17 protein-coding genes and 1 pseudogene are annotated in these 22,315 nt (G+C 60.3%); 12 read left to right on the forward strand and 6 right to left on the reverse strand.

Annotated elements, in window-relative coordinates; translation table 11 throughout:
* The first annotated feature begins 70 nt into the window (after nucleotides 1-70).
* The 8 genes and pseudogenes from ppa (at nucleotide 71) to ACVHNU_RS21530 (ending at nucleotide 6,427) form a co-directional block, all read left to right on the forward strand.
* A complete protein-coding gene (gene ppa, locus ACVHNU_RS21495) occupies nucleotides 71-598 on the forward strand; it encodes an inorganic diphosphatase (RefSeq protein ID WP_003228599.1) in 528 nt (175 codons plus the stop codon).
* 223 nt (nucleotides 599-821) lie between these two features.
* Nucleotides 822-1,568 carry a S24 family peptidase gene (locus ACVHNU_RS21500; RefSeq protein ID WP_473018272.1) on the forward strand — a complete coding sequence of 249 codons (747 nt, stop codon included), beginning with the start codon at nucleotides 822-824 and terminating at the stop codon, nucleotides 1,566-1,568.
* 384 nt (nucleotides 1,569-1,952) lie between these two features.
* Nucleotides 1,953-2,753, forward strand: a pseudogene (locus ACVHNU_RS21505) (restriction endonuclease); the annotation flags it as partial.
* A gap of 185 nt (nucleotides 2,754-2,938) precedes the next feature.
* Nucleotides 2,939-3,520 carry a DarT ssDNA thymidine ADP-ribosyltransferase family protein gene (locus ACVHNU_RS21510; protein WP_103522438.1) on the forward strand — a complete coding sequence of 194 codons (582 nt, stop codon included), beginning with the start codon at nucleotides 2,939-2,941 and terminating at the stop codon, nucleotides 3,518-3,520.
* The gene (gene darT / locus ACVHNU_RS21515) at nucleotides 3,517-4,161 is read left to right on the forward strand and encodes a type II toxin-antitoxin system toxin DNA ADP-ribosyl transferase DarT (protein ID WP_103522437.1); all 645 of its coding nucleotides are present in this window, start codon (nucleotides 3,517-3,519) and stop codon (nucleotides 4,159-4,161) included. Before ACVHNU_RS21510 ends, darT begins: the two co-directional genes overlap by 4 nt.
* Entirely contained in the window at nucleotides 4,158-5,243 is a 1,086-nt protein-coding gene (darG, locus tag ACVHNU_RS21520; protein WP_473018273.1) for a type II toxin-antitoxin system antitoxin DNA ADP-ribosyl glycohydrolase DarG, read from the forward strand. The genes darT and darG overlap by 4 nt, the downstream gene beginning before the upstream one ends.
* Before the next feature lie 173 nt (nucleotides 5,244-5,416).
* Nucleotides 5,417-5,977 carry a hypothetical protein gene (locus ACVHNU_RS21525; RefSeq protein WP_473018274.1) on the forward strand — a complete coding sequence of 187 codons (561 nt, stop codon included), beginning with the start codon at nucleotides 5,417-5,419 and terminating at the stop codon, nucleotides 5,975-5,977.
* Nucleotides 5,978-5,992: 15 nt separating this feature from the next.
* The gene (locus tag ACVHNU_RS21530) at nucleotides 5,993-6,427 is read left to right on the forward strand and encodes a hypothetical protein (RefSeq protein WP_103522318.1); all 435 of its coding nucleotides are present in this window, start codon (nucleotides 5,993-5,995) and stop codon (nucleotides 6,425-6,427) included.
* A gap of 23 nt (nucleotides 6,428-6,450) precedes the next feature.
* Here ACVHNU_RS21530 and ACVHNU_RS21535 read toward each other — a convergent pair whose 3' ends face one another.
* The 6 genes from ACVHNU_RS21535 to ACVHNU_RS21560 are packed head-to-tail and all read right to left on the reverse strand — an operon-like array spanning nucleotide 6,451 to nucleotide 16,636.
* Nucleotides 6,451-7,263, reverse strand: a complete 813-nt coding sequence (locus ACVHNU_RS21535) for a YfaP family protein (RefSeq protein WP_473018275.1) — start codon at nucleotides 7,261-7,263, stop codon at nucleotides 6,451-6,453.
* 3 nt (nucleotides 7,264-7,266) lie between these two features.
* Nucleotides 7,267-8,886 (reverse strand): DUF2300 domain-containing protein, encoded by a 1,620-nt coding sequence (locus tag ACVHNU_RS21540; RefSeq protein ID WP_473018276.1) that lies wholly within the window; start codon nucleotides 8,884-8,886, stop codon nucleotides 7,267-7,269.
* 1 nt (nucleotide 8,887) lies between these two features.
* Nucleotides 8,888-13,462 (reverse strand): alpha-2-macroglobulin family protein, encoded by a 4,575-nt coding sequence (locus ACVHNU_RS21545; RefSeq protein WP_473018277.1) that lies wholly within the window; start codon nucleotides 13,460-13,462, stop codon nucleotides 8,888-8,890.
* Nucleotides 13,459-14,109, reverse strand: a complete 651-nt coding sequence (locus tag ACVHNU_RS21550; protein ID WP_003228618.1) for a DUF1175 domain-containing protein — start codon at nucleotides 14,107-14,109, stop codon at nucleotides 13,459-13,461. Before ACVHNU_RS21550 ends, ACVHNU_RS21545 begins: the two co-directional genes overlap by 4 nt.
* Nucleotides 14,094-15,806, reverse strand: a complete 1,713-nt coding sequence (locus tag ACVHNU_RS21555; RefSeq protein ID WP_003228620.1) for a DUF2138 domain-containing protein — start codon at nucleotides 15,804-15,806, stop codon at nucleotides 14,094-14,096. The genes ACVHNU_RS21550 and ACVHNU_RS21555 overlap by 16 nt, the downstream gene beginning before the upstream one ends.
* A 38-nt stretch (nucleotides 15,807-15,844) precedes the next feature.
* Nucleotides 15,845-16,636 carry a YfaP family protein gene (locus ACVHNU_RS21560; protein ID WP_103521354.1) on the reverse strand — a complete coding sequence of 264 codons (792 nt, stop codon included), beginning with the start codon at nucleotides 16,634-16,636 and terminating at the stop codon, nucleotides 15,845-15,847.
* 494 nt (nucleotides 16,637-17,130) lie between these two features.
* Here ACVHNU_RS21560 and ACVHNU_RS21565 point away from each other — a divergent pair, with 494 nt between their 5' ends.
* The 4 genes from ACVHNU_RS21565 to ACVHNU_RS21580 all read left to right on the forward strand — a co-directional run bounded on the left by ACVHNU_RS21565 (nucleotide 17,131) and on the right by ACVHNU_RS21580 (nucleotide 22,272).
* Nucleotides 17,131-17,373, forward strand: coding sequence for an exodeoxyribonuclease VII small subunit (locus ACVHNU_RS21565; protein ID WP_003228627.1), 243 nt, complete (start codon nucleotides 17,131-17,133; stop codon nucleotides 17,371-17,373).
* Entirely contained in the window at nucleotides 17,370-18,257 is an 888-nt protein-coding gene (gene ispA, locus ACVHNU_RS21570; RefSeq protein WP_473018278.1) for a (2E,6E)-farnesyl diphosphate synthase, read from the forward strand. Before ACVHNU_RS21565 ends, ispA begins: the two co-directional genes overlap by 4 nt.
* A gap of 91 nt (nucleotides 18,258-18,348) precedes the next feature.
* A complete protein-coding gene (gene dxs, locus ACVHNU_RS21575) occupies nucleotides 18,349-20,247 on the forward strand; it encodes a 1-deoxy-D-xylulose-5-phosphate synthase (protein WP_103521353.1) in 1,899 nt (632 codons plus the stop codon).
* Nucleotides 20,248-20,388: 141 nt separating this feature from the next.
* Nucleotides 20,389-22,272, forward strand: coding sequence for a TonB-dependent receptor domain-containing protein (locus ACVHNU_RS21580; protein ID WP_473018279.1), 1,884 nt, complete (start codon nucleotides 20,389-20,391; stop codon nucleotides 22,270-22,272).
* Nucleotides 22,273-22,315 lie beyond the last annotated feature (43 nt).

Here is a 22,315-nt window from a genome sequence, read left to right on the forward strand (position 1 = left end):
GCCTATAATCGCCGCCACTTTTTGGTCAATCCGGCCAAGTGTTTTTGGTCAACTACGGGGGCAACGCCCAATGAGCTACAGCAAGATTCCGGCTGGCAAAGACCTGCCGAACGACATCTACGTCGCGATCGAGATCCCGGCCAACCACGCGCCGATCAAATACGAAATCGACAAAGACAGCGATTGCCTGTTCGTTGACCGTTTCATGGCCACCCCAATGTTCTACCCGGCCAACTACGGTTACATCCCGAACACCCTGGCTGACGACGGTGATCCCCTCGACGTGCTGGTTGTGACCCCTTACCCGGTTGCTCCAGGCTCGGTGATCCGCGCGCGTCCAGTCGGCATCCTGAACATGACCGACGACGGCGGCGGCGATGCCAAAGTCATCGCAGTCCCACACGACAAGCTGTCCCAGCTGTACGTCGACGTGAAGGAATACACCGACCTGCCACCGCTGCTGATCCAGCAGATCGAGCACTTCTTTGCAAACTACAAAGATCTCGAAAAAGGCAAATGGGTCAAGATCGAAGGCTGGGACGGCGCTGACGCCGCTCGCGCTGCGATCACCAAGTCGGTTGCTGCCTACAAGGGCTAAGCGCCTGCTTGCTGCATGACGCTTGAAGAAAACCCCGGTTGATCCGGGGTTTTTTGTGCCTGGGAAAAGTCGTCTTAAACAGTGTGTTTACGACGGACTACAGAAAAGTTTTAAGGCGTGTAATTTCCCACAAGCACGTCTTACATCCAGTCGCAAAATACAGCCGCTTTTTGAACACCCAGTTTATTCAAACCGCTCTAGCACGGCCGTAGACTCCGTGTTTATGAGAAAGAACACTAGCGGTCCAAGATTCAAGGCACTCCTGGAAGCAGCGAACATCACCACCACGGGATTCGCAAAGTTCTGGGGCACGGAAGCCCAAAATATTCATAACTGGTACACCCGGGGCGCCCCGGCGTATCGCATGGAGGAAGTCTCACGCCTGCTCTCGGTCAACAGCGACTGGCTGAAAACCGGCGAAGGCACCAAGGAGTCACCCCGCCTGCACACCCCTGCCAGCAACGGCGACATCTTTGACGCGCAGTCCGTCAACGGCGTCTATTCGATCATCGACCCTAACGACATCGAACTGCCGTTTTTCAAGGAAACACCGCTCAGCGCCGGCGCCGACAAAACCCACGTCATCCTCGACCCCGAACATACCGTCCGCCTGCCCCGCGCCCACCTCGCCCAACTGGAAATCCGCCCCGGCGACGCCATCTGCGCACACATGATCGGCAACAGCATGGCCGAGCGCATCGAAGACGGCTCGATCATCGGCATCGACCGCGGCCTGACCCAGGTGGTCGACGGCGAAATCTACGCCATCGAACACGACGGCATGCTGCGCATCAAATACCTGCACCGCATGCCCGGCAACGCCCTGCGCCTGCGCAGCCACAACAGCGCCGAATACCCGGACGAAATCTTTCGCGCGGCGCAGATCGATGAGCAGCGGATACACATTCTGGGCTGGGTATTCTGGTGGTCGACTCTGGGCAAACGCCGGCCGGTGGTGCCGTTTCTCTGATCGGATACGGATCTTCAACCCTGCACCAAACCCTGTGGGAGCGAGCCTGCTCGCGAAGAGGCCCCGAAAATCAGTACAAATTACAAATATCGACCGCCGCAGTGGCTCTATTCCGCAGTTGAGACTGGGAATCCCCCACAAAACTCAGTATCCTGCGCCCCACATTTGCGCATCCCCCGCTCCCGCGGCCCAGATGACGCCCGACGCGGCAGACCAACGTCTGACCAAGTCCCACAGCCGGACGCAGATCCGGGTGTACGTTTTGAAGGCTGGCGCGGTTTACCAAAAATAAACCAAGCCAGTCCCCGAGAAGCCGGCCACAAGCCGGCTTTTTAATGCCCGCTAAAAAATGCTCTATTCAGCCATTCGGCATACAAATGAGCCGAGACACGGCGTGAAGAACAGCTCGCGAGTGGGCAGTTCACCTACAAGAACCGGTCAGGCTGGGCACACGACCGTCTCAAGCGTGCCGGTCTTTCCAGCAGTGCCAAACGCGGCTACTGGAAATTGACCGATGCAGGTGTGCAGTACGCCAAGGAGCATGCATTTCCGCTGTCGGCCAAGGATGTGGAGCATTTAGCAATCGGCTACATGAATGTGAAGCTGAAAGTCGCGCCTGATGCCGAGCCACTGGATAACCAACCAAACGTTGAGCCAGATCTGGCCTCCGCCACCGAAAGCCCCGACGACCGACTGGAGCGAGCGCTAAAAGAATTGCGCGATGCCACGGCGGCCGACCTTTTGGATAACTTGCTGCAAGTCAGCCCCAACCGCTTCGAAGTGATCGTGCTGGATGTGCTTCATCGCCTGGGTTACGGCGCCAGTCGTAATGATCTGCAACGTGTCGGCGGTTCCGGTGATGCGGGTATCGACGGCATTATCTCGCTCGATAAATTGGGGCTGGAGAAGGTTTACGTTCAGGCCAAGCGCTGGCAGAACACGGTTGGCCGGCCTGAACTGCAGGCGTTCTACGGAGCGCTCGCGGGGCAAAAAGCCAAGCGTGGCGTTTTCATCACTACGTCCGGCTTCACAGCGCACGCTGTCGACTTTGCCAAATCGGTGGACGGAATTGTGCTGGTAGACGGTACGCGGCTGGTGCATCTGATGATGGATCATGAAGTGGGCGTGACATCGCGTTTGTTGCGGCTGCCGACGCTGGACCGCGATTACTTTGATGAAGAGTGAGATCAAAGGTCTTGCTGACGGATCCTGCTAACCAATTTCCACGTTGAGCTTGTGGCTAAAAGTGATGGCACACTAGAATCACACCAACTGTTCTACCAACCCCCACGGATCGAGGGTTACATCAGCGCGGGGCAAGGTCGGGACTGAATCCAGCTTAGGTTGATGTGCAGGTCAAGGAGACCACTATGTCGGACGTTAAGAGCATCAAGGATCAGAAGCTTCTCTACCATCTCACTTCAGTTGAAAACCTGGATGGAATTTTCAGGGAGGGCTTGAAACCTCGCGCCGGCCTCTCGGGCTTCAAAGACGTCGCAGATGCTGAAATCCTGAAAAAGCGGCAGACTCTGCAGCTCGACAACTACGTTCCCTTCCACTGGTTTGCGAAGAATCCATTTGACGGAAGCGTACAGCGCAACAGGCCAGAGGCCCAATTTGTGTTGATCTCGGTCTACAGATCAACAGCCAAGCAATACGGCTGGAAAGTCATTCCACGCCACCCGTTAGCAGGCGACTCAATACAGCTACTTGATTATGAACAGGGTTTCGAAGCCATCGAGTGGGATGTCATGAGCAGTCGCGATTATCTGGACCCTCATTGCAAAAGCATCTGCATGGCAGAGTGTCTCGCACCGGGGGTTGTTAAACCTGATGCCTTCTTCAAAATCTTCACCCCCAGCGAAGAAGTCGATGCACTTTGCGTAGCTAAATTGCAGGCGGCCGATGTTAATGTGCAGACCAGCGTGAACCAGAGAATGTTTTATCAATGATCTACACCAACCTGAATCCAGAGAAAGCTCTGATTTGGCGTATCGTCCACCGCGATAACCTGCACTGGATTCTGGACAACGGTCTGCATTGCGCAAACTCGGAAGCACAGGCACCTCAGTACGTGAATATCGGTAACGTCGATTTGATCGACAAGCGCCGTTCCCGTCAGGTGCCCATCGCTCCCGAAGGTGTTTTGGCCGACTACGTGCCCTTCTATTTCACGCCCTTCTCGGTGATGATGCAGAACATTCACTCTGGCTGGAGTGTTCAGCAACGCAGCAACGACGAGATCGTGATTCTGGTCTCAAGCCTCTATCGCGTTGAAGAGCTCGGCCTACCGTTTGTCTTCACAAACGCGCACGCCTATCCGAGCTGGACAAACTATTACAGCGATCTGGCGAATCTCGACCAGATCGATTGGTCTATCCTTCAACAGCGCGACTTCAAGCGCGACCCTGATGACCCTCGAAAAATGGAGCGTTATCAGGCTGAGGCTCTGATCCACCATCACTTACCGATTACGGGACTACTGGGCATCATGTGCCACACCGATGCAATGAAAGTACGCATAGAAGCAGACGTTGCCGCCAGAGGCCTGACGTTGCCGGTTCATGCGCGCCCCAAATGGTATTTCCAATGATCAGATTCACCCAAGGCAACCTGCTGGAAGCCAAAACCGAGGCCCTCGTCAATACGGTGAATACCGTGGGCGTGATGGGTAAGGGCATCGCGCTGATGTTCAAAGAGCGCTTTGCGCAAAATTACCGCGTGTATGCAGCGGCATGTAAGGCCGGGGAAGTAGAAACCGGCAAGATGCACGTGACGGCCACCAATGAACTCGATGGCCCACGCTGGATCGTGAACTTCCCTACCAAACGCCATTGGCGTTCACCGTCGCAAATGGCGTGGATAACTGAAGGCTTGCATGATCTGCGTCGGTTTCTGCTTGAGAACGACGTGAAATCTGTCGCCGTCCCACCTCTCGGTGCTGGTAACGGCGGTTTGAAGTGGCCTGAAGTACGCGAGCAGATTGTAGAAGTGCTGGGTGACCTGGATGTCGATGTATTAGTGTTCGAACCCTCTAATCAGTATCTGAATGTCGCTAAGCGCGATGGCGTTGAGCAACTCACTCCGGCACGCGCACTGATTGCTGAACTGGTCCGGCGTTATTGGGTTCTAGGCATGGAATGCAGCCTGCTCGAAATTCAGAAACTGGCTTGGTTTCTTGAGCGTGCCATCGAGAAAATTCCAGGTACCGAGAATCCGCTAAACCTCAAATTTGTCGCTCATAAGTTCGGCCCGTATGCCAATCGATTGGAGCATCTGCTCAACAATCTTGATGGCAGCTATCTACATTGCGACAAGCGCATCAGTGATGCAGGAATCACCGATGTCATTTGGTTTGATCAAGATCGCAAAACGTTTTTGCAGACCTACCTCAAAACCGAAGCCAAGGAATACTCCCAGGCTTTAGAGCGAACGGCTGAATTGATCGATGGTTTTGAGTCACCTTTCGGCATGGAGTTGCTGGCCACCGTTGATTGGTTGCTGATTCGGGAAAGGATTGCTCCAACCGTTCCTGCGGTACGTAAAGCACTGAAGAACTGGGACGGTGGGTCAGGAGCTGCGGTGCGTAAAAACAAGTTATTCGATGATCAGGCACTGGGAATCGCGATCACTCGTCTGACATCCAGCAGTTTCAGCCCGGAACTAGCGGCCTGATATCGTTATGAAAGGGGGCAAGAAGTACTTGCCCCCTTACCGTCCCCAGACTGAAACGGGCATTGCAATAAGCCATTAGCACATCCGCCCTAATTGCCCCGCGCCCAACCTCACCACTAAATTTCCATTCTGTTTTTGTGCATTACAAAAGCGCCAAGGAATGGAGCAACACCATGTCGTCGGTTTTCAAACTCAATCAATTCGCTGTTCTACTGACCGCACTCCTGACCGCTAGCACTTCAGCCTTGGCAGAGGAGCAGAAGCTCGTAGGTGACTGGTGGATCATTTACGGCAATGGCATACCCCAAAAGAACATCATGTATGTAGCCGACAGCACTTCAGTCGTGCCGTCGAAGCAAACCAAGGGGGCCAAGTTGGTCGCCGTAACGCTGGTGTATGAGGAACCCGGCAAACCGATGATCGATGCCTACAACCTCGAAGTTCAGTGTTCAACGAACAAGGTCCGAATTCTCAACGGCCAGTCGGTTGATCGCATCGCTTACATGATGCGCAACCTGAAAGTTAATGAGCAATGGCAGCAGCCGAAGGAGTTCTGGGTGCAGCGCACCAGCGAGTTTGTTTGCTCACCCAATAAAAAGGACATGATTGCGCTGGGCAAGATGGAGTATCTGCAGATGATTCAGGGCTTGCAGCAGATGTTCTTCAAGCTCGCGCCGATTCAGGAAAAAGGCCAGATGATGGACAACCTCGACTCGATCCTGGGTAACAAGTAAGCGGCGGGCATCATGATGAATCAATGGACTAAAACGTTATTGGCGCTGCTGATAACGCCCGCTGTTTTGCTGATCAATGGCTGCCACTTGATTGCGCAGTCGCGCTGGGAAGGACGTGATGTTCAGGAAGCGCTAGACCTGTTCGGCAAACCGGACTCGATGAAAAAACAGACCGGTGCCAACGGCGAGAATCTGGCTGTGCTCACCTGGTATAAATCGTCCAGTTGGACCACCACGGAAGCGGCCGGTACTTCAATGAATCACACCGGCAACGGCATGGTTTATACCGAGTATTACGAGACGGTCGGCCACAGCTCGGATTGCAAACTCGAAGCTACCGTCAACAAGGCGAAAAAGATCGTGCTGTTCAGGATCGAGGACGGAAAGATCATTCACGGCAAGTGCATCAACGTCCCGTTCGTGCCCGGTTACATTCCGCCCGGTTTCTAGTGCAACCCTGAGCAGGTAGCTGCTCAGGGATAACTAAACGCCTTCACCAACGTCAACTCCCCCACCGCCCGCATCGGCACCACAAACGTCTCCATCTTCTCGCTCGGCGTACCTTCTTCGGTAATCACCGTCACCTGCGCCGTGGTCAACGGCTGCACCGCCTCTTCCCCACCCTCGTCATCCCCACGATAGCCGCCACCAAAATAATTCACATACACCAGATACTGCCCTTTGATCGGTGCCGGCATGGCGAAGATTTCCGGGCCATAACCTGTGGTGACGTCGACGTCGAGCGTACCGCCGTTGGGTGCGACGCGGTCGCCGTACCAGATGTGGGCGCCGTCGGGGGTGATCAGGTGCAGGTCGAGGTCGGTGCCGTCGCTGTCCCACGACAGCAGCACGCGCAGTTTGGCCGGGGTGGCGCCGCCGCTGGCGTTGAGGAATTGGGTGCGATGGCGTTGCTGACCGTCAGGGCTGCGTACTTCGACGCTGTTGCTGCCGTTGGGGAAGGAGAACGGACGGTCGAAGTGGCCGCTGTCGTCGATTTTCAGCGGCATGCTGACGCCGTTGACGATCAGTCGGCCCGGCTCCTTGCTCTTGGGGGTGGCTTTGATTTCACCGCTGATGCGTGCGGTGTTGGCCTGGCCAACCGGTGTATTGACCGAGGAGGCCGGGTAGTTGACGGTCTGGCGGAAGTTTTCGCCTTCGCCCTCGGGCGCGCCGGTGCGCCAGCCGCCGACCGGGGTGTCGAGTTTGACGCTGTCGGCGGCCATTGCCATCGGCAATGCATTGAACGCGCAGAGCAACAGCAAGACCTGTGGATAACGGAGTGTCATGGTCTATTCCAGCAAGAGGTGACGGGCGAGCCCTTCAATGTAGGTTTCATCCTGGCCATTGGGATGTGCTTCAAAGGCCAGGTGCAGGTATTCGTGAGTCAGGTCGAGGCGATCCTGCAGCGTCAGCACGCCACGCACGTAAATACGTTGGCGTTCGCGATCGACAAAGGGGCGACCGAAAGCGAGTTTGCACACGGCGAAGGTGCTGACTTCGTTGTAGCCGGTTTCGCTTTCAAGCTTAGGACGCCAGCCACGACGCTGCTTTTGCAGCCAGTCTTGCGCGGCGGGCAGTGCTTCGCAGGAGGCGACCGGGTTGTCCCAGCGGCTGAGACTGGCGCGCGGGTAGGCGTGCAGCAGAATCGCATCGTAGCGCTGGCCGGCGTTGGCCTGTTCGACGGCTTGTTGCCAGGCGAGTTTGTCCGGGCCGGGTTGATCGGAGTGATAGGTGACGGTGCTGCCGGCCAGCACCAGATCCGCTGTCCACGCCGCGATGTTGCGCGACTCGGCGGAAGCCGGGCGTGGCGCGACGCGCTGACGGTTACTGCTGTCGTCGATACTCAGACAATCGCCATTGCGCGTGGCGTTTTGCAGCAAGTAGGTGCGGATCGCCACGGCCAGCGCCTTGGCGGCTTCGGCGGGTTCGGGTTTGGCTTCACGCTCAAGGACGCGGGCGACGTATTCTTCGCGATCGAGCCGTGCGACGAGTTTGTCGTTGAGCAGAAACAGTTCGCCGGCGCTGTGGATATCCAGCGCATTGCCGTTGGCGAATTCCACGCGGTAGTCGCCCTGCAATGGGCCAGAAGTCACCACCTGCTCGCCAGCCAGAACCCGCATCAACGGATAACGCGAGAACAGTCCGACCTCGACACAACGCCCCGCTTCCGCCGGCCACGATGAAGGCAACACCGAAGCCAACGCCTGCCCGTAATGGCGCAAAACCATCTGACTGGTGCCACGTCCACCGGCCCAGATCGGCGAGCCATCTGCCGTCCAACCGGCGAAACCACCCTGCCGCGATTGCGGATCCTGATCGCCGAGCCAGCTCCAGGTTTTCACCCGCAGGCGACCACCGAGTTCGCCGACGACATTGCCATCCGCCGCATTCAGCACGACGTCGAGCAATACTCGGCGCATCTGCTCCTGCGCCGGCAGCACCGACAACACCTTCAGCAAGTCAGCCACGGAAACCCGGGTAGCCGGTTGCACGGCTGGCAAATCCAGCAACCACGCCGGTGCCTGCCGCGATTGCCAATACGTGCGCCAATCGGCAGCAGCAATGCCCAATCGCGCCGGCTCAAAGTACAAGCCGCAGGATTTGACCAACGCCTGATCGCGCTCGATCTTGCCGCCCGCCGAGCAGCAATAAACCTCCTCCTTCGACTGCCCGCGACATTCATACGCTGGCTCGCGCGCGCCGGTATCCACCAGCCACGCATAGACGAACAATTTCCACAGACTGCCCAGCGGCGTATCCAGCGTCGACGGCAAGGGCTCGCGGGCGATCAGTTGCGTCTGATTCAACGACAGCAACTCGCCCTTGTACGCCAGCCGCAACGGCTCATCCTGCGCCGTCGCCAGCGCAGGCATCACACACATCAGCAGCCACAGCAGCGGCCGGTTCATGTCAGTTGACCGTGACCTGACCGAGGGCGGCTTTCGCTTCCTGGGCCTGATGCTGCGGGGCGTAGACCTGAGTGAAGCGCACCGGCGGCAGGTTGAATTGACCCTTCTGCGAGAAACGCACCAGATGGCGCAGACGCAATTCGCCGCTCAGCGCATCCACCGGCACCGCATAAGCCAGTTGCCCCGGCTCGAAACGCGCTTTCTCCAGCGCGGTCGGTTCGGTGCCATCCTTGCCCTGCAACTTGATGCCCCAGGTGGTGCGTTCGACATCGGCACCCGGTGGCAGCGGCACTTCGAGCATGCCGTAGCGCAGCGGTTTCGGCGCCTTGCTGGTGAGGATCACTTCGTCCAGGTACAGGCTGTCGCTGGACAGCGGTTTGCTGCCGACCGGTTCCAGCTTGAAGGTGAAGGCTTCATCGCCCGGCACCAGTCGCGACAGGCGCCGGGTGATGGTCACGGCCATTGGATCGACCGCCGGTTGCCGGGTCTGGAAGCTCAGCGCCGCCCGCAGCGGACGCTCCTGAGTGCCGGACACCGACAACACGCTCGGCACCGGCGTCGCACCCTGCCACGTCCAGAACATCTCGCCGGTCGCGCCGTAGTTTTTCTTCCAGCCTTCACCCGGCATCAGCGCGATGGTCGGCGAGGCCTGGGCGATGCTGCGTTGCAACCAGCTCAGCGCCAGGGCGCGTTCGAGGGTCGATTGCTGTGGCAGCAGACGTTGCAGCAACGCCGTCGCACGGGCCTGATCGAACGCTTGCAGCGACAGGTTCAGCGCTTCGGCAAACGGCTGCGAACTGACCGCCAGACGCTGTTGCGCCGCGCCAACCTGACGATTGAATGCGTCCGGCAACGCGACTTTCGACTGCGTCGCCAGCGACGCGGTCAACACCCGCGCCGCCGCCAGACCGAGCGCCGAATCCGGGTCGCTCATCACCAGGCTGTCTTCGCCGTCGTCCATCAGGGTTTCGGCATTGCCCTCACCGGCCTTGGCCAGATCGTCCATCAAACCGCTGAGCAGGGTATTCACCGGCAGGTGCATCTGCTTGGCGAACGACAGAATCAGTGCCCGCTGCAGCAGCGGCGTGTTCGGCGCTTGCTTGGCGTAGACCTCCAGCACTCGCTGCCAGTGCTCCGGTGGCAAGGTCAGCTCCAGCACTTGGCTGGCGTTCCAGTCGGCGTAGTAGGCGTAAGCGGTGAGGAACGCGTCCGGCTCGCCGTCGAAGCCCCACCAGGTGAAGCTCGCCGACGGGCCGGCCATTTGCACCAGACGCAGACGGCTGTTCTGCATGATCAGGCGCAGGCGATCGCGGATCTGCGGGCTCGACGCCAGCGACGGATAAGCGATGCTCAGCGGCAGCAAACGACTGGCCGTCTGCTCGACGCCGCCGTACGGGTAGCTCAGCAGATCGTCGAGCGCGGAACGGAACAGCGCTTGCGGACTGTCATCCAGACGCAGACGAATGTCAGTGGCGTCCGCCGGCAGGCTCAACGGAGTGTCACCGCTGGCCACGTCGAGGCTCTGGGTTTGCGTGACTTGCCAGCCGTCACCGGTCGCGCTCAGGCGCACAGCCAGGGAGTCCGCGGTTTTGCCATCCTGCACCAGCTCGGCAGTCCACTCACCCGTCGCCAGCGCAAACGCTGGCAGCGGCACGTAGTTGATGCCGTTATTCAGGGTCACCGGCAGGCGTTGTTCGGCGCCAGCGTAATGGGTGACCAGCTCAGCCTTGACCGGTTTTTCCGCCTGGCTGAAGGCGAACACACCGAGTTGCGGCTGATCGCCCTTGCGGAATTTGCTCGGCCCGCTCCATTTCAGGTACAGCGGTTTTTCCGAACGGACGAACTGCTTCTTCTGCCCGACCTGACCGTCATCGGCAATGGCGCGGGCGGTGATGCGCCAGCGGGTCAGCGAGTCCGGCATCTTGAAGGTGAACCGGGTTTTGCCGTCGGCACCGGTCAACAATTCCGGCTGCCAAGCAGCGGTGTCGACGTCTTCGCGACGCGGACGCTCCAGCACTTTCACCCCACGCTCGCTGCGGTTGGCCTTGCCCGGCGCGCCGGGGCTGCCCGGCAACGCCACGTCGTAACTGATGAACGACAGGCTGGCGCTGGTGCGCACGTTGTTGCGGCGTGGGTGGTAGAAGAACTGGTCGATGGTCGGTGCGACTTCCGGTTGCAGCGCGTAGACCATTTCATCGACGACGCTGACGGTCAGGTGCGCCGGGACCGCTTTGCCGGCGAACTGCGTGGTCAGGTCAACCGTGACCGTGTCGCCCGGCAGATACACCGCTTTGTCGGTGCTGATCGCCACGTCGATTTGCGGTGCGATCACTTTGATCCCGGCGTTCTGGAAGCTGTACTGCCCGCCCTTGGTGTAGAGCACCGAGAAGGTCAGGTTCGGCGCGAAGTTATCCTTCACCGGGATGCGTGCGCGGTATTGAGTGTCGCTGAGTTTTTCCAGTTTCAGCCAGTCGCCGCCCTTGGCCAGCAGCGCGGTGGCTTCGACCTTGTCACGCTCCAGCGACAGCAGGGCATCGCTCACCGGCTCCGGGAACGTGATCAGCGCCAGCGCTTCATCGCCAGCCTTGTACTCGGGCTTGTCGAGGACGATTTCCACAGTGCCCGGCACCGCTTTGACGCCGTCGCCAGTGACCGAATGGCCGGTGGCGCCGAGGACGCGACCGTGCTGATCCTTCAGCGTCAGGTTGTAAGTACCCGGACGTTCGAAAGCAATGCTGAAGCCCTTGTCCGTCGCCGCAAGCTTGCCTTCAGCGGTGCTCTGGTCTTCCAGGCGCACCCAGCTGTAGCTGCTCGGGGTGACGGCTTTGCTTTGCTCGCTGCCGCCCTCATTGGCGTAGCTGAACGCTACCTTGTCGTTGACCGCGCTGAAGCGTTGCGGCGCGCTCAGACGGAAGCTTGCGGCGCCACGGTCAATGAGGATTTCCTTGGTGGTCTTGACCCGATACGCCGCGCCATCGCTGGCAAACACGGTGAGCATGTAACGGCTCGGTTTGTCGGCGGCCGGCAGGTCGAGGGTCGCGTTGCCCTTGCTGTCGGTGGTCAGTTCAGTGCTGGTCAACTCCACCGGGAATTGCCCGAGGTATTGCAGCTCATTGTCGACCATCGACAGTTGCTGGGCACGCAGGCTCAGGCTCAGTTTGGCGTTGGCCACCGGTTTGCCGTCCGGGTACAGCAGCACCAGACTGCCCTTCACCGGCTCGCCGGTGCGGTAATCCTGCTTGGCCAGGTTCAGCGAAATCTCGAAGTGCGGCTTGATGTATTCAGCCACGCGGAAGGCGCTGCTGTAGGCCTGATCCTTGTAGTTGAAGCGGATCTCGTAACCACCGGCCACAGCGTTGTCCGGCAACTGGAACCGGCCCTGCGTGCCGGCCTTGGAATCGAGTTTCAGGTCGAGGCGTTGCAGCTCGGTGCCGGTGGCATCCAGGACGCTGACCGTGACGTCCGCCGCACCCGGCAATACCGAATCCCGCGCATTCTTGAACTCGCGACCGACGATTTTCAGCGACACCCAATCACCCGGGCGATACAGCGGTCGATCAGTGAACGCGTAGAGTTTGGTGTCGTAGATTTCGCTGTCGTAATAGAAGTTCTCGGAGACGAACACCCCGCCCTCTTCGTCCTCGCCGATCACGAACGAGCGCTCGGGGCTGACGTGTTTCAGACGCAGCAAACCATCGGCATCGGTGGCGCCGCTGCTCATCACGCCGAGGCCGTCAGTCCACAGCACATTGACCTTCGGCACCGAACTGCCTTCGTGTTTGCGTGCGGCCCAGACCAGCAATTCATCACCGGCAATCTTGCTCACTGCCACGGTGTTGGAGACGAAAACCATGGTGGTCGCGCGGTACTTGCCGATCAGCGCTTCGACCAGATACAGGCCCGGTTTCAGCTTGCCCAACGGGATGTAGACGTTACCCGGTGCAACGCTGACGAACTCGCTGGAAGACCCTGCCAGATTGACCCCGGCCGGCGGCTGGATCGGTTTGGCCTGCCACAGTGGATAACGGAACTGGCTGACCAGCGGCAGACCCGGAATCAACGCGAATTGCGGCTGTGCGTCGTACGGGGTCGGCGCGGCGATGGCGTTGCCCATCTTCAGTTCCGGCACTTCCTCGGTGACCTGCTTGCGCGATTCGTAGGAGAACGCACGCTGCATCACCCGTCGCGATTTGCGGTACCAGTTGTCCCACAGGTACGCGAGGGTGTTGGACAGGCCTTCGCCCTTGAACTGACCGTCGCTGACCACGCGGTGCAGGTTCTTCTGGCGCTTGAGGAAATCCAGCGGTTTGTCGATGCGGTACACGCGGATGTCGGCACCGCCGTACGGTTCCATGCGGAAGCGGCGGTAGTCGCGACCGGGTGCTTCGAGACGCACCATCGCCTGCTCGTCCGCCGCGAAACTGCTGTCAGCCAGCAGGAAAAAGCTTTCGCCAGAGACCGGCGTGTAGCCGCTCGGCTCCACCGAGTCTTCGGCGTTGACGGTCGCCAGTGGCAGCAACAGCGCCAGCAGCAGGGGAATTCGAGCGCAGAGTCGCAGCATGCGGGCACCGGTCATTGGGAGAGAAAGTTCAGTCGATAGACGCCGATGAAGTTGGGGTTGGCTGCGTCGGGTATCCATCGGGTGTCCTTCCATGTCATGAGTTGCTGCAGGCTTGCCGAACGCATGCCGTTGTCAGTGGGGGTGGTCGTGCCGGTGTGATAGGCGATGTAGCGGCCCATCCAGATCATCAGGTGCTGGTCGTCGCCCTGATCGAAAAACATCAGGTCGCCGGGGCGTGCCTGGGACACGTCACGGCTGACCAGATGGCTGTTGAACTGAATCAGTTTGATCGCGTTGACGTACGGCCCGACCTTGCCGCCGCCCTGCTGCCATTGCTGGGCGAGCTTGCGCTGCTCATCGCTGAGCGTCAGCTCCGGGGGCAGGTAGCGATTGGACAGGCCATTGCTGCGCAGCCATTTGTCGTCGTGGACTTTCAACGCTTCGTTGGCAGCGAAACGCACCAGCCCCGCGCAATCCTGCTGATACCAGCGCGGGCTCGGCCCCTGGCTCAGTTGCTCCTGAGCGATGCGCACGAACCAGGCGCGGAACACCTGGGACTGCGCCGGATCCAGCGCCGGCGCTTCGACGGCTCGGGCGCCGGCGCTGAGTAACAGCGCGAGCAGGCCGAGGCTGCGGATCAGTGTCGTCACAGCGCTTTCCATTCCAGCGGCAGCCATTGCCAGTGGCCGTCAGGCTCGCTGCCTTCGGGCAGGGTCAGCGCGTATTTGCCATAACCGCCGAGGGTGCGCAGTTTCGGGATCAGGTAGGTTTGCGCGGCGTTGTAGAACACCGGCTCCATGTCCTGCGGCAGGCTGTCGAGGGTTTCCTGCTGCATCAGTTGCGCCATCGCATCCGGACCGAAGTAGATCGGCATCAGCACGTCTTTGGGCAGCACGTCGGCCATCGGCGGGAAGCGTTTGTCGAGGGTGCCAATCGCCTTTTCCACCAGTTTGTCGTCGAGGGAAAACAGCAGGGTCGAGTTGTGACGCGCCATGCTGACTTTCATGAACGCCTTGCCGGTGATCGCGTCCGGGTTCTCGGCATCCTTGGCCGGGTACTGGCCAAAATTCGAGCTGACCTGACGCTGCCACACGTGGCTCTGGCCTTCCTGTTTCTCGACCACCGGGAATGCGTGGTACTCAACGTTGTTTTCATACGCGCCGATCATCGAACTGAACAATGCACCCAGTTCACCGTCGATCCGGCCGGTGTCCTCGTTCTTCAGGCTCGCCACCAGCAACGGCGTGTACAGGCGTGAGTCGGCATACCAGCACAGCCCGGCGGCACCGGCGACGTGGGTGATCATGCGTCCGGCCACAGCCTCGTCGGCGCCGAGTTTCACCAGCAATGGTTTCTGCGGTTCGGCCGCCACCGGCAAGGTCACGCAGGCACTGGCGCCCAGCGGCATGGCCTGCCACACCGGTTTGAAATCGAAGTCCGGTTGATTGTCCAGTTCGTCCATGGCCAGAAAGCTGTGCCAGCCCTTGTCGTCCATGTCGAAACGCAGTCCGGCGAAGTTCGGGATGAAGCGCTGATACCCCATGGCAAGCACGCTGGAGCTCACCGACAGGCGTTGTTTGATTTCCGGCGCTTTCGTTGCCAAACCGAAGGCTTCGGGGAACAGTTTGTCGCCATTGAGCAACGCTGCCAGCGCTTGTGAAGACACGTGGCCCGACTCCTCCGAGGCGCCGTTGTCGGCGTCGTAGTATTTGGCCGGATTGGACAGCACCACCAGCTTGTCGCCGCGCGAAGCGAACAGCAGCGATTTGCTGGCGTTGTAGCTGAGTTGATAGAGCGTCACCTCGTCGCTGCCGACTTTCAGTGTGCCGAACTTGCTCAGTTGCGAGTCATCCAGCGCGACTTTCGCCAGCGGCTCCAGCAGTTTCGCCAGACCGCCGCGATCCATCACCAGCAGGAAATCCTTGAGTCGGCCATCGGCGCCGCGCCACAACGCGACATCGGCTGGCTGATCGAAAAGCTGCTCGATCAGGCTGTCCTGCAGCTTCAGGTCGTGCTCGTAGATGATCCGTCGCAGGCTGCCGATCAGGCCGAGGCGGTCAGCGTGGGTTTCGTAATAGAAGACGAAATCTTCGGTGAGCGTGGCCTTGAGGAACGGCACCGTCAGCAGGTCCTTGGGCAACTGGCTCAGGGAGCGGGTTTCCAGCAGTGCGTCCGGGCGGCTCAGGCCGAGCTTGTCGCTGGCAAGTAGAGCCGCCGGCAACTTGGGCTTGTGCAGCAGCCAGCCGAGACCACCCGCTACCCCGGCCACCAGGACCAGGCCAATCAGCAGCGCCGGCCAGCGCCGGGAAGGTTTGCCGGCAGGTGTCGGGACGGCCGGAGAAGCAGCGTTATCACTCATGTTCACAAAACCCGAAGTTCATCCGTGGAGCGGGATGCTTAATAGTTGAAAGTCTTGACCAGCAGCAGATCACCGATCGCCCGCAGGGGCACGATGAACGTTTCACGTTTTTCGTCGACCGTGTTTTCGTTGAGCACCAGCGTGATTTGCGAGGTGATGACCTCGTTCTGATTGCTGGCCTCCTCGAAGTTATAGCCGCCGTCGCCAAAGTTGCCCCAATAGTTGACGTAAACCAGATAGGTGCCATGCAGCGGCGCGGTCATGGTGAACATTTCCGGGCCGGGGCCATCGACGCCGTCCGGGTCCAGACCGCCGCCGTTGGTCAGCGCCGTGTGGGCGAAAAACGCGTGCTGACCGTCGGGCGTAATGATGTGCAGGTCGAGTTCGGCCTTGGGATCGTCCCAACCCAGCACCACACGGATTTTCGCCGGAGTGCGCAGGTTGTTCGCTTCGTAGAACTGCACGCGCTTGAGCGACTGCCCCTCGGCGCTGCGCACTTCGACACTGTTGGAACCGGCGCCGAACGCATACGGGCGGGCAAATCGCCCGTCATCGTCGGTGTACAGATTCAGTGGATTGCCATTGACCGCCAGCGTGTGCGGCCCGCGCTGATTGCCGATGGCCTTGAGCTGGCCCTGGATCATCGTGCGATTGCGCTGGATGCCTCGGTCGATTGGCGGCGTCGGATAGGCGACTTGCGGGTTTTCACTGCGATCAAGCAGACCGTTGTAGCGCCAACCGCCCGACGGTTCCGACAGTTCGGCAGTCGGCGCCGCCAGCAGCGCAGGCGCGCCAGCCAGACCGATCAGCAACAAAAGAAATGAACGCATGTAGTGCCTCCTGCCATGCCTGAACGAAACCTTGCACCCGATCCTCGGTACTTCACAGCGGTGGAAACTGCGTTTCGTCTGAAAGACCCCGTGACCAGCGGGTCGTAGAAGGCGCGAAGATTAGCGATTCGGCAGTTTTTTAACAATCGGATACATCTGGATTTGCTGTGGGAATCACGCAGGTTTGTTGGGCGTGAGCCGAATAGAAGCGTTATTCGGCTCACAAAATGAGCCGAATAAGCTCCAACCTTCATAAGTCACCACAAATACTGTGGCGAGGGAGCTTGCTCCCGCTGGACTGCGCAGCAGGCCCAATCCGGTCATTACAATCTGCCTGAAGAACTGCGGCGGCGGGTTTTGGGGTCGCTACGCAACCCAGCGGGAGCAAGCTCCCTCGCCACAGTAAAGCGGGGTCGTCCGGGGCTCCTCATTTGCCCATAAACCCCCTATCTGCTAGTGTCGCGCCGGTTTAACGTCAACCGGAAATCGCCGCCATGGCCCGCAAAAAAGCTGCACTGGATTTCGAACAGTCCCTCGCCGACCTGCAAACACTGGTCGAGCGTCTGGAGAACGGTGAATTGTCGCTGGAAGACTCGCTGACCGCTTTCGAGCAGGGCATCGGTCTGACCCGTGACTGCCAGGCAGCGCTGGCCCAGGCCGAGCAGAAGGTGCAAGTGCTGCTGGAGCGCGATGGCGAACTCGCCGAGGAACCCTTCGACGCGGAACAGCCAGAATGATTGCGGCGTATTCGGCGACCAGTCAGGCGCGGGTCAATGCGGCACTGGAAATCCTCTTCAAGGCTCCGCTGCCGGAACTGTCGCGCCTGTATGAGGCAATGCACTACAGCGTGATGATCGGCGGCAAACGCGTGCGCCCGCTGCTGGCCTACGCCGCGTGCGAAGCGCTCGGTGGCAAGGCTGAGCAAGCCAACGGCGCGGCCTGCGCGGTGGAGCTGATCCACGCCTATTCGCTGGTGCACGACGATTTACCGGCGATGGACGACGACGATTTGCGTCGCGGCCAGCCCACCACCCACAAGAAATTCGACGAAGCCTGCGCGATTCTCGCCGGTGACGGTTTGCAGAGCCTGGCCTTCAGCGCCCTGCTCGACCCGCGCCTGAGCAACCTCGACGCTGACATCCGTCTGCAACAGGTCACGGCGCTGGCGCACGCGGCAGGCCCGGCGGGCATGGTCGGCGGTCAGGCCATCGACCTCGGTTCGGTCGGTCTGAAGCTGGATCAGCAAGCACTGGAGCAGATGCACCGGCACAAGACCGGCGCGCTGATCGAAGTCAGCGTCAAACTCGGCGCCCTGGCCAGCGGCCGTGCCGAGCAGGATCAACTCAATGCCCTGCAGACTTATGCACAGGCCATCGGTCTGGCCTTCCAGGTACAGGACGACATTCTCGACGTCGAAAGCGATACCGAAACCCTCGGTAAACGCCAGGGCGCCGACATCGCCCGCGACAAACCGACCTACCCGGCCTTGCTGGGGCTGGACGCGGCCAAGGTCTACGCCCTGGAACTGCGCGATCAGGCACTGCACGCGCTGCGACCGTTTGACGCGGCAGCCGAGCCTTTGCGCGACCTGGCCCGGTATATCGTCGAGCGGCGTAACTGAACGCCAACCTGCCAAAAAAGACCAACGCGTGGGCAGGGGGCGATGCATCAGGTAAACTGCCGCATCTTTTATACCTATAACGATTCGCCTGATGCCCACGACGTTTCATGAGATTCCCCGCAAGCGCCCGACCACGCCCCTGCTCGACCGCGCGAACACGCCGGACGGCCTGCGCCGGTTAGGCGAAGCCGAGCTGGAAACCCTGGCCGATGAGTTGCGCCTGGAATTGCTCTACACGGTCGGCCAGACCGGTGGGCATTTCGGTGCCGGCCTGGGCGTCATCGAGCTGACCATCGCGTTGCATTACGTCTTCGACACCCCGGATGACCGGCTGGTGTGGGACGTCGGTCATCAGGCGTATCCGCACAAGATCCTCACCGGTCGCCGCCAGCGCATGGAAACCCTGCGCCAGAAGGACGGCATCGCCGCTTTCCCGCGTCGCGCCGAGAGCGAGTACGACACCTTTGGCGTCGGCCACTCCAGCACCTCGATCAGCGCCGCGCTGGGCATGGCCATTGCCGCCCGCCTGCAAAACAGCGATCGCAAGGCGATTGCGGTGATCGGCGACGGCGCGCTGACCGCCGGCATGGCCTTCGAGGCGCTGAACCATGCGCCGGAAGTCAACGCCAACATGCTGGTGATCCTCAACGACAACGACATGTCGATCTCGCGCAACGTCGGTGGTCTGTCGAATTATCTGGCGAAGATCCTTTCCAGCCGCACTTACGCGAGCATGCGTGAGGGCAGCAAGAAAGTCCTGTCGCGCCTGCCCGGCGCCTGGGAAATCGCCCGTCGCACCGAAGAATACGCCAAAGGCATGCTGGTTCCCGGCACCCTGTTCGAAGAGCTGGGCTGGAACTACATCGGCCCGATCGACGGCCACGACCTGCCAACCCTGATCGCTACCCTGCGCAACATGCGCGATCTGAAAGGCCCGCAGTTCCTGCACATCGTCACCAAGAAAGGCAAAGGCTTCGCCCCGGCGGAAGTCGATCCGATCGGTTACCACGCGATCACCAAGCTCGAACCGCTCGACGCTCCGGCCGCGGCGCCGAAAAAGGCTGGCGGGCCGAAGTATTCGGCGGTGTTCGGCGAATGGCTGTGCGACATGGCGGCGGCTGATCCGCGGCTGGTCGGCATCACCCCGGCGATGAAGGAAGGTTCGGACCTGGTGGCGTTCAGCGAACGTTTCCCGTTGCGCTACTTCGACGTGGCGATTGCCGAACAGCACGCGGTGACGTTCGCCGCCGGCATGGCCTGCGAAGGTGCCAAGCCTGTGGTGGCGATCTACTCGACGTTCCTGCAACGCGGCTATGACCAGTTGGTGCATGACGTCGCGGTGCAAAACCTCGACGTGCTGTTCGCCATCGACCGCGCCGGTCTGGTGGGCGAAGACGGCCCGACCCACGCCGGCAGCTTCGATCTGTCCTACCTGCGCTGCATCCCGGGGATGGTCATCATGACCCCGAGCGATGAAAACGAATTGCGCAAGATGCTCACCACCGGCCACCTGTACAACGGCCCGGCGGCCGTGCGTTACCCGCGCGGCACTGGCCCGAACGCGACCATCGATAAGGATCTGGAGCCGATCGAAATCGGCAAGGGCATCGTCCGTCGCCAGGGCAGCAAAGTCGCCCTGCTGGTGTTCGGCGTGCAACTGAGCGAAGCGCTGAAAGTCGCCGAGAAGCTGGATGCGACCGTGGTCGACATGCGCTTCGTCAAGCCGCTGGATGAGGCACTGGTGCGCGAAATCGCCGGCAACCACGAGTTGCTGGTGACGATCGAAGAGAACGCGGTCATGGGCGGTGCCGGTGGCGCGGTCAGCGAATTCCTGGCGCGCGAGAACATCCTCAAGTCGATGCTGCATCTGGGCTTGCCGGACATCTACGTCGAGCACGCCAAACCCGCGCAGATGCTGGCCGAGTGTGGGCTGGACGAAGCGGGAATCGAAGCTTCGATTCGTGAGCGTCTGGAACTGCTCAACAAGTAACACGCAATACCCATGTGGGAGCGGGCTTGCTCGCGAAGGCGCCGGTTCAGTCGATGATGAGTTGACTGAGCCGGCGCCTTCGCGAGCAAGCCCGCTCCCACATTTGATTTGTGTACATCAGAAATATCCACTGGATCACCGATGAACCTCTCGCGCCTCGCCCTGCCCCTCCTCCTGCTGCCAGCCGCCAGTGCCTTCGCCGACACCTTCGAACGCGACGAAGCCCTGAAACTGCCGGACACGCTGATCAGCGCCAACCGCCAGGTCGAAGCGCGCAACGACAGCAGCGCCGCCAACACCGTGTTTACCCGCGAAGACATCGACCGCCTGCAACCGGGCAGCGTCACCGACCTGCTGCAACGGGTGCCGGGCGTGCAGGTGGCGCAGGCCGGTGGGCGCGGCAGCCTGCCGGGGATCTACATTCGCGGCACCCAGTCGGCGCAGAGTCTGGTGCTGGTCGACGGCCAGCGCATCGGCAGCTCGACCTCCGGCGACAGCAACCTGCAGCACCTGAACATCGACCAGATCGAACGTGTGGAAGTGCTGCGCGGTTCGCGTTCGGTGATTTACGGCAGCGATGCGATTGGCGGGGTGATTCAGATCTTCACCCGACGCGGTAACCAGCAAGGTTTACAGCCTCGCTTGCACGTCGGTTTCGGCAGCAACCAGACCTGGGAACGCAGTCTCGGCCTGTCGGGTGGCGACGAGAAAACCCGCTTCAACCTGGGCGCCAGCCTCGATGACACTGCCGGTATCGACCGTACGCACGTGTCCTACCCCAGCGACGGCGATCACGATGCGTACCGCAATCAATCCGTCAGCCTGAGTCTCAGCCATGCGCTGACCGATGACATCGAAGTCGGCGCCAACCTGCTGGATAACCGCGGCAAAAGCGAGTTCGACAACCCGTTCGGGCGCTTCGATACGACCACTTTCGAGTCGGTGCAACAGCAGCCCTACAGCGACTTCAACGTCAGCAGTGTCAGCAGCTACGTCGATGCCCGGGTCAACGAAATCTGGAAAACCCGCGTCGAATTCGGTCACAGCGAGAATCGCGAGAAAACCTTCGACAAGCTCAGCGACGAGCGCACGGTGTTCAACACCTATCGCGATTCGCTGAACTGGCAGAACGACCTGACTCTGGATGCGCGCAACAGCCTGATCCTCGGCGGCGACTGGTACGAAGACCGGGTCAACAGCAGCACCGCGTTCGACGAGGACAGCCGCTGGAACCGCGCCGCGTTCATCCAGCATCGCTATCAGGCCGACAGCTTCTCCACAGAGCTGGGCCTGCGCCACGACGACAACCAGCAGTTCGGCAGCCAGAACACCTGGAGCGGCACCTTTACCCTGCCGCTGAACCCGGACAACGATCTGCTGCTGAGCTACAGCGAAGGCTTCCGCGCGCCAACCTTCAACGACCTGTACTACCCGGATTTCAGCAACCCGAACCTGAAACCGGAAACCTCGAAAAGCTACGAGTTGCAATGGCGTAGCCAGTTGAGCGATTCCAGTCGTCTGGAAACTTCGATTTATCGCACCGACCTGCAAGACGCGATCATCTTCGGCAGCAACTCACGCCCGGAGAACGTGGCCTCGGCACGGATCAACGGTTTCGAAGCGGCATTGAAGCAGGAGCTGTTCGGCTGGCAGAGCAATCTCGGCGTGGCGATCATCGATCCGCGTGATCGCGATACCGGGCACACCTTGGCCCGCCGCGCACGGCGCACGATGAGTTGGGATCTGGATCGACAGTTTGACCGACTGGGTCTGGGCGCCAGTTGGCAGGCGGTAAGCAGTAGCTACGACGACAAGGACAACACCCAGTCACTGGGCGGCTACGGCTTGATCGGATTGCGCAGCAGTTGGGCACTGAACCGCGAGATCAAACTGGATATGAAGGTCGAGAACCTGTTCGACAAAAGCTATAGCCGCGCGCTCTACAGCTATGACGGCAGCCAGTATGGCTATCGCGAGGAAAGTCGGGCCTGGGTGTTTGGGGTGACCTGGACGCCGGAGCTCTGATCCAGAATTTGCGCTGCTTCGACTGGCCTCTTCGCGAGCAAGC

The organism is Pseudomonas sp. Ors-4-3C (assembly GCF_055755035.1).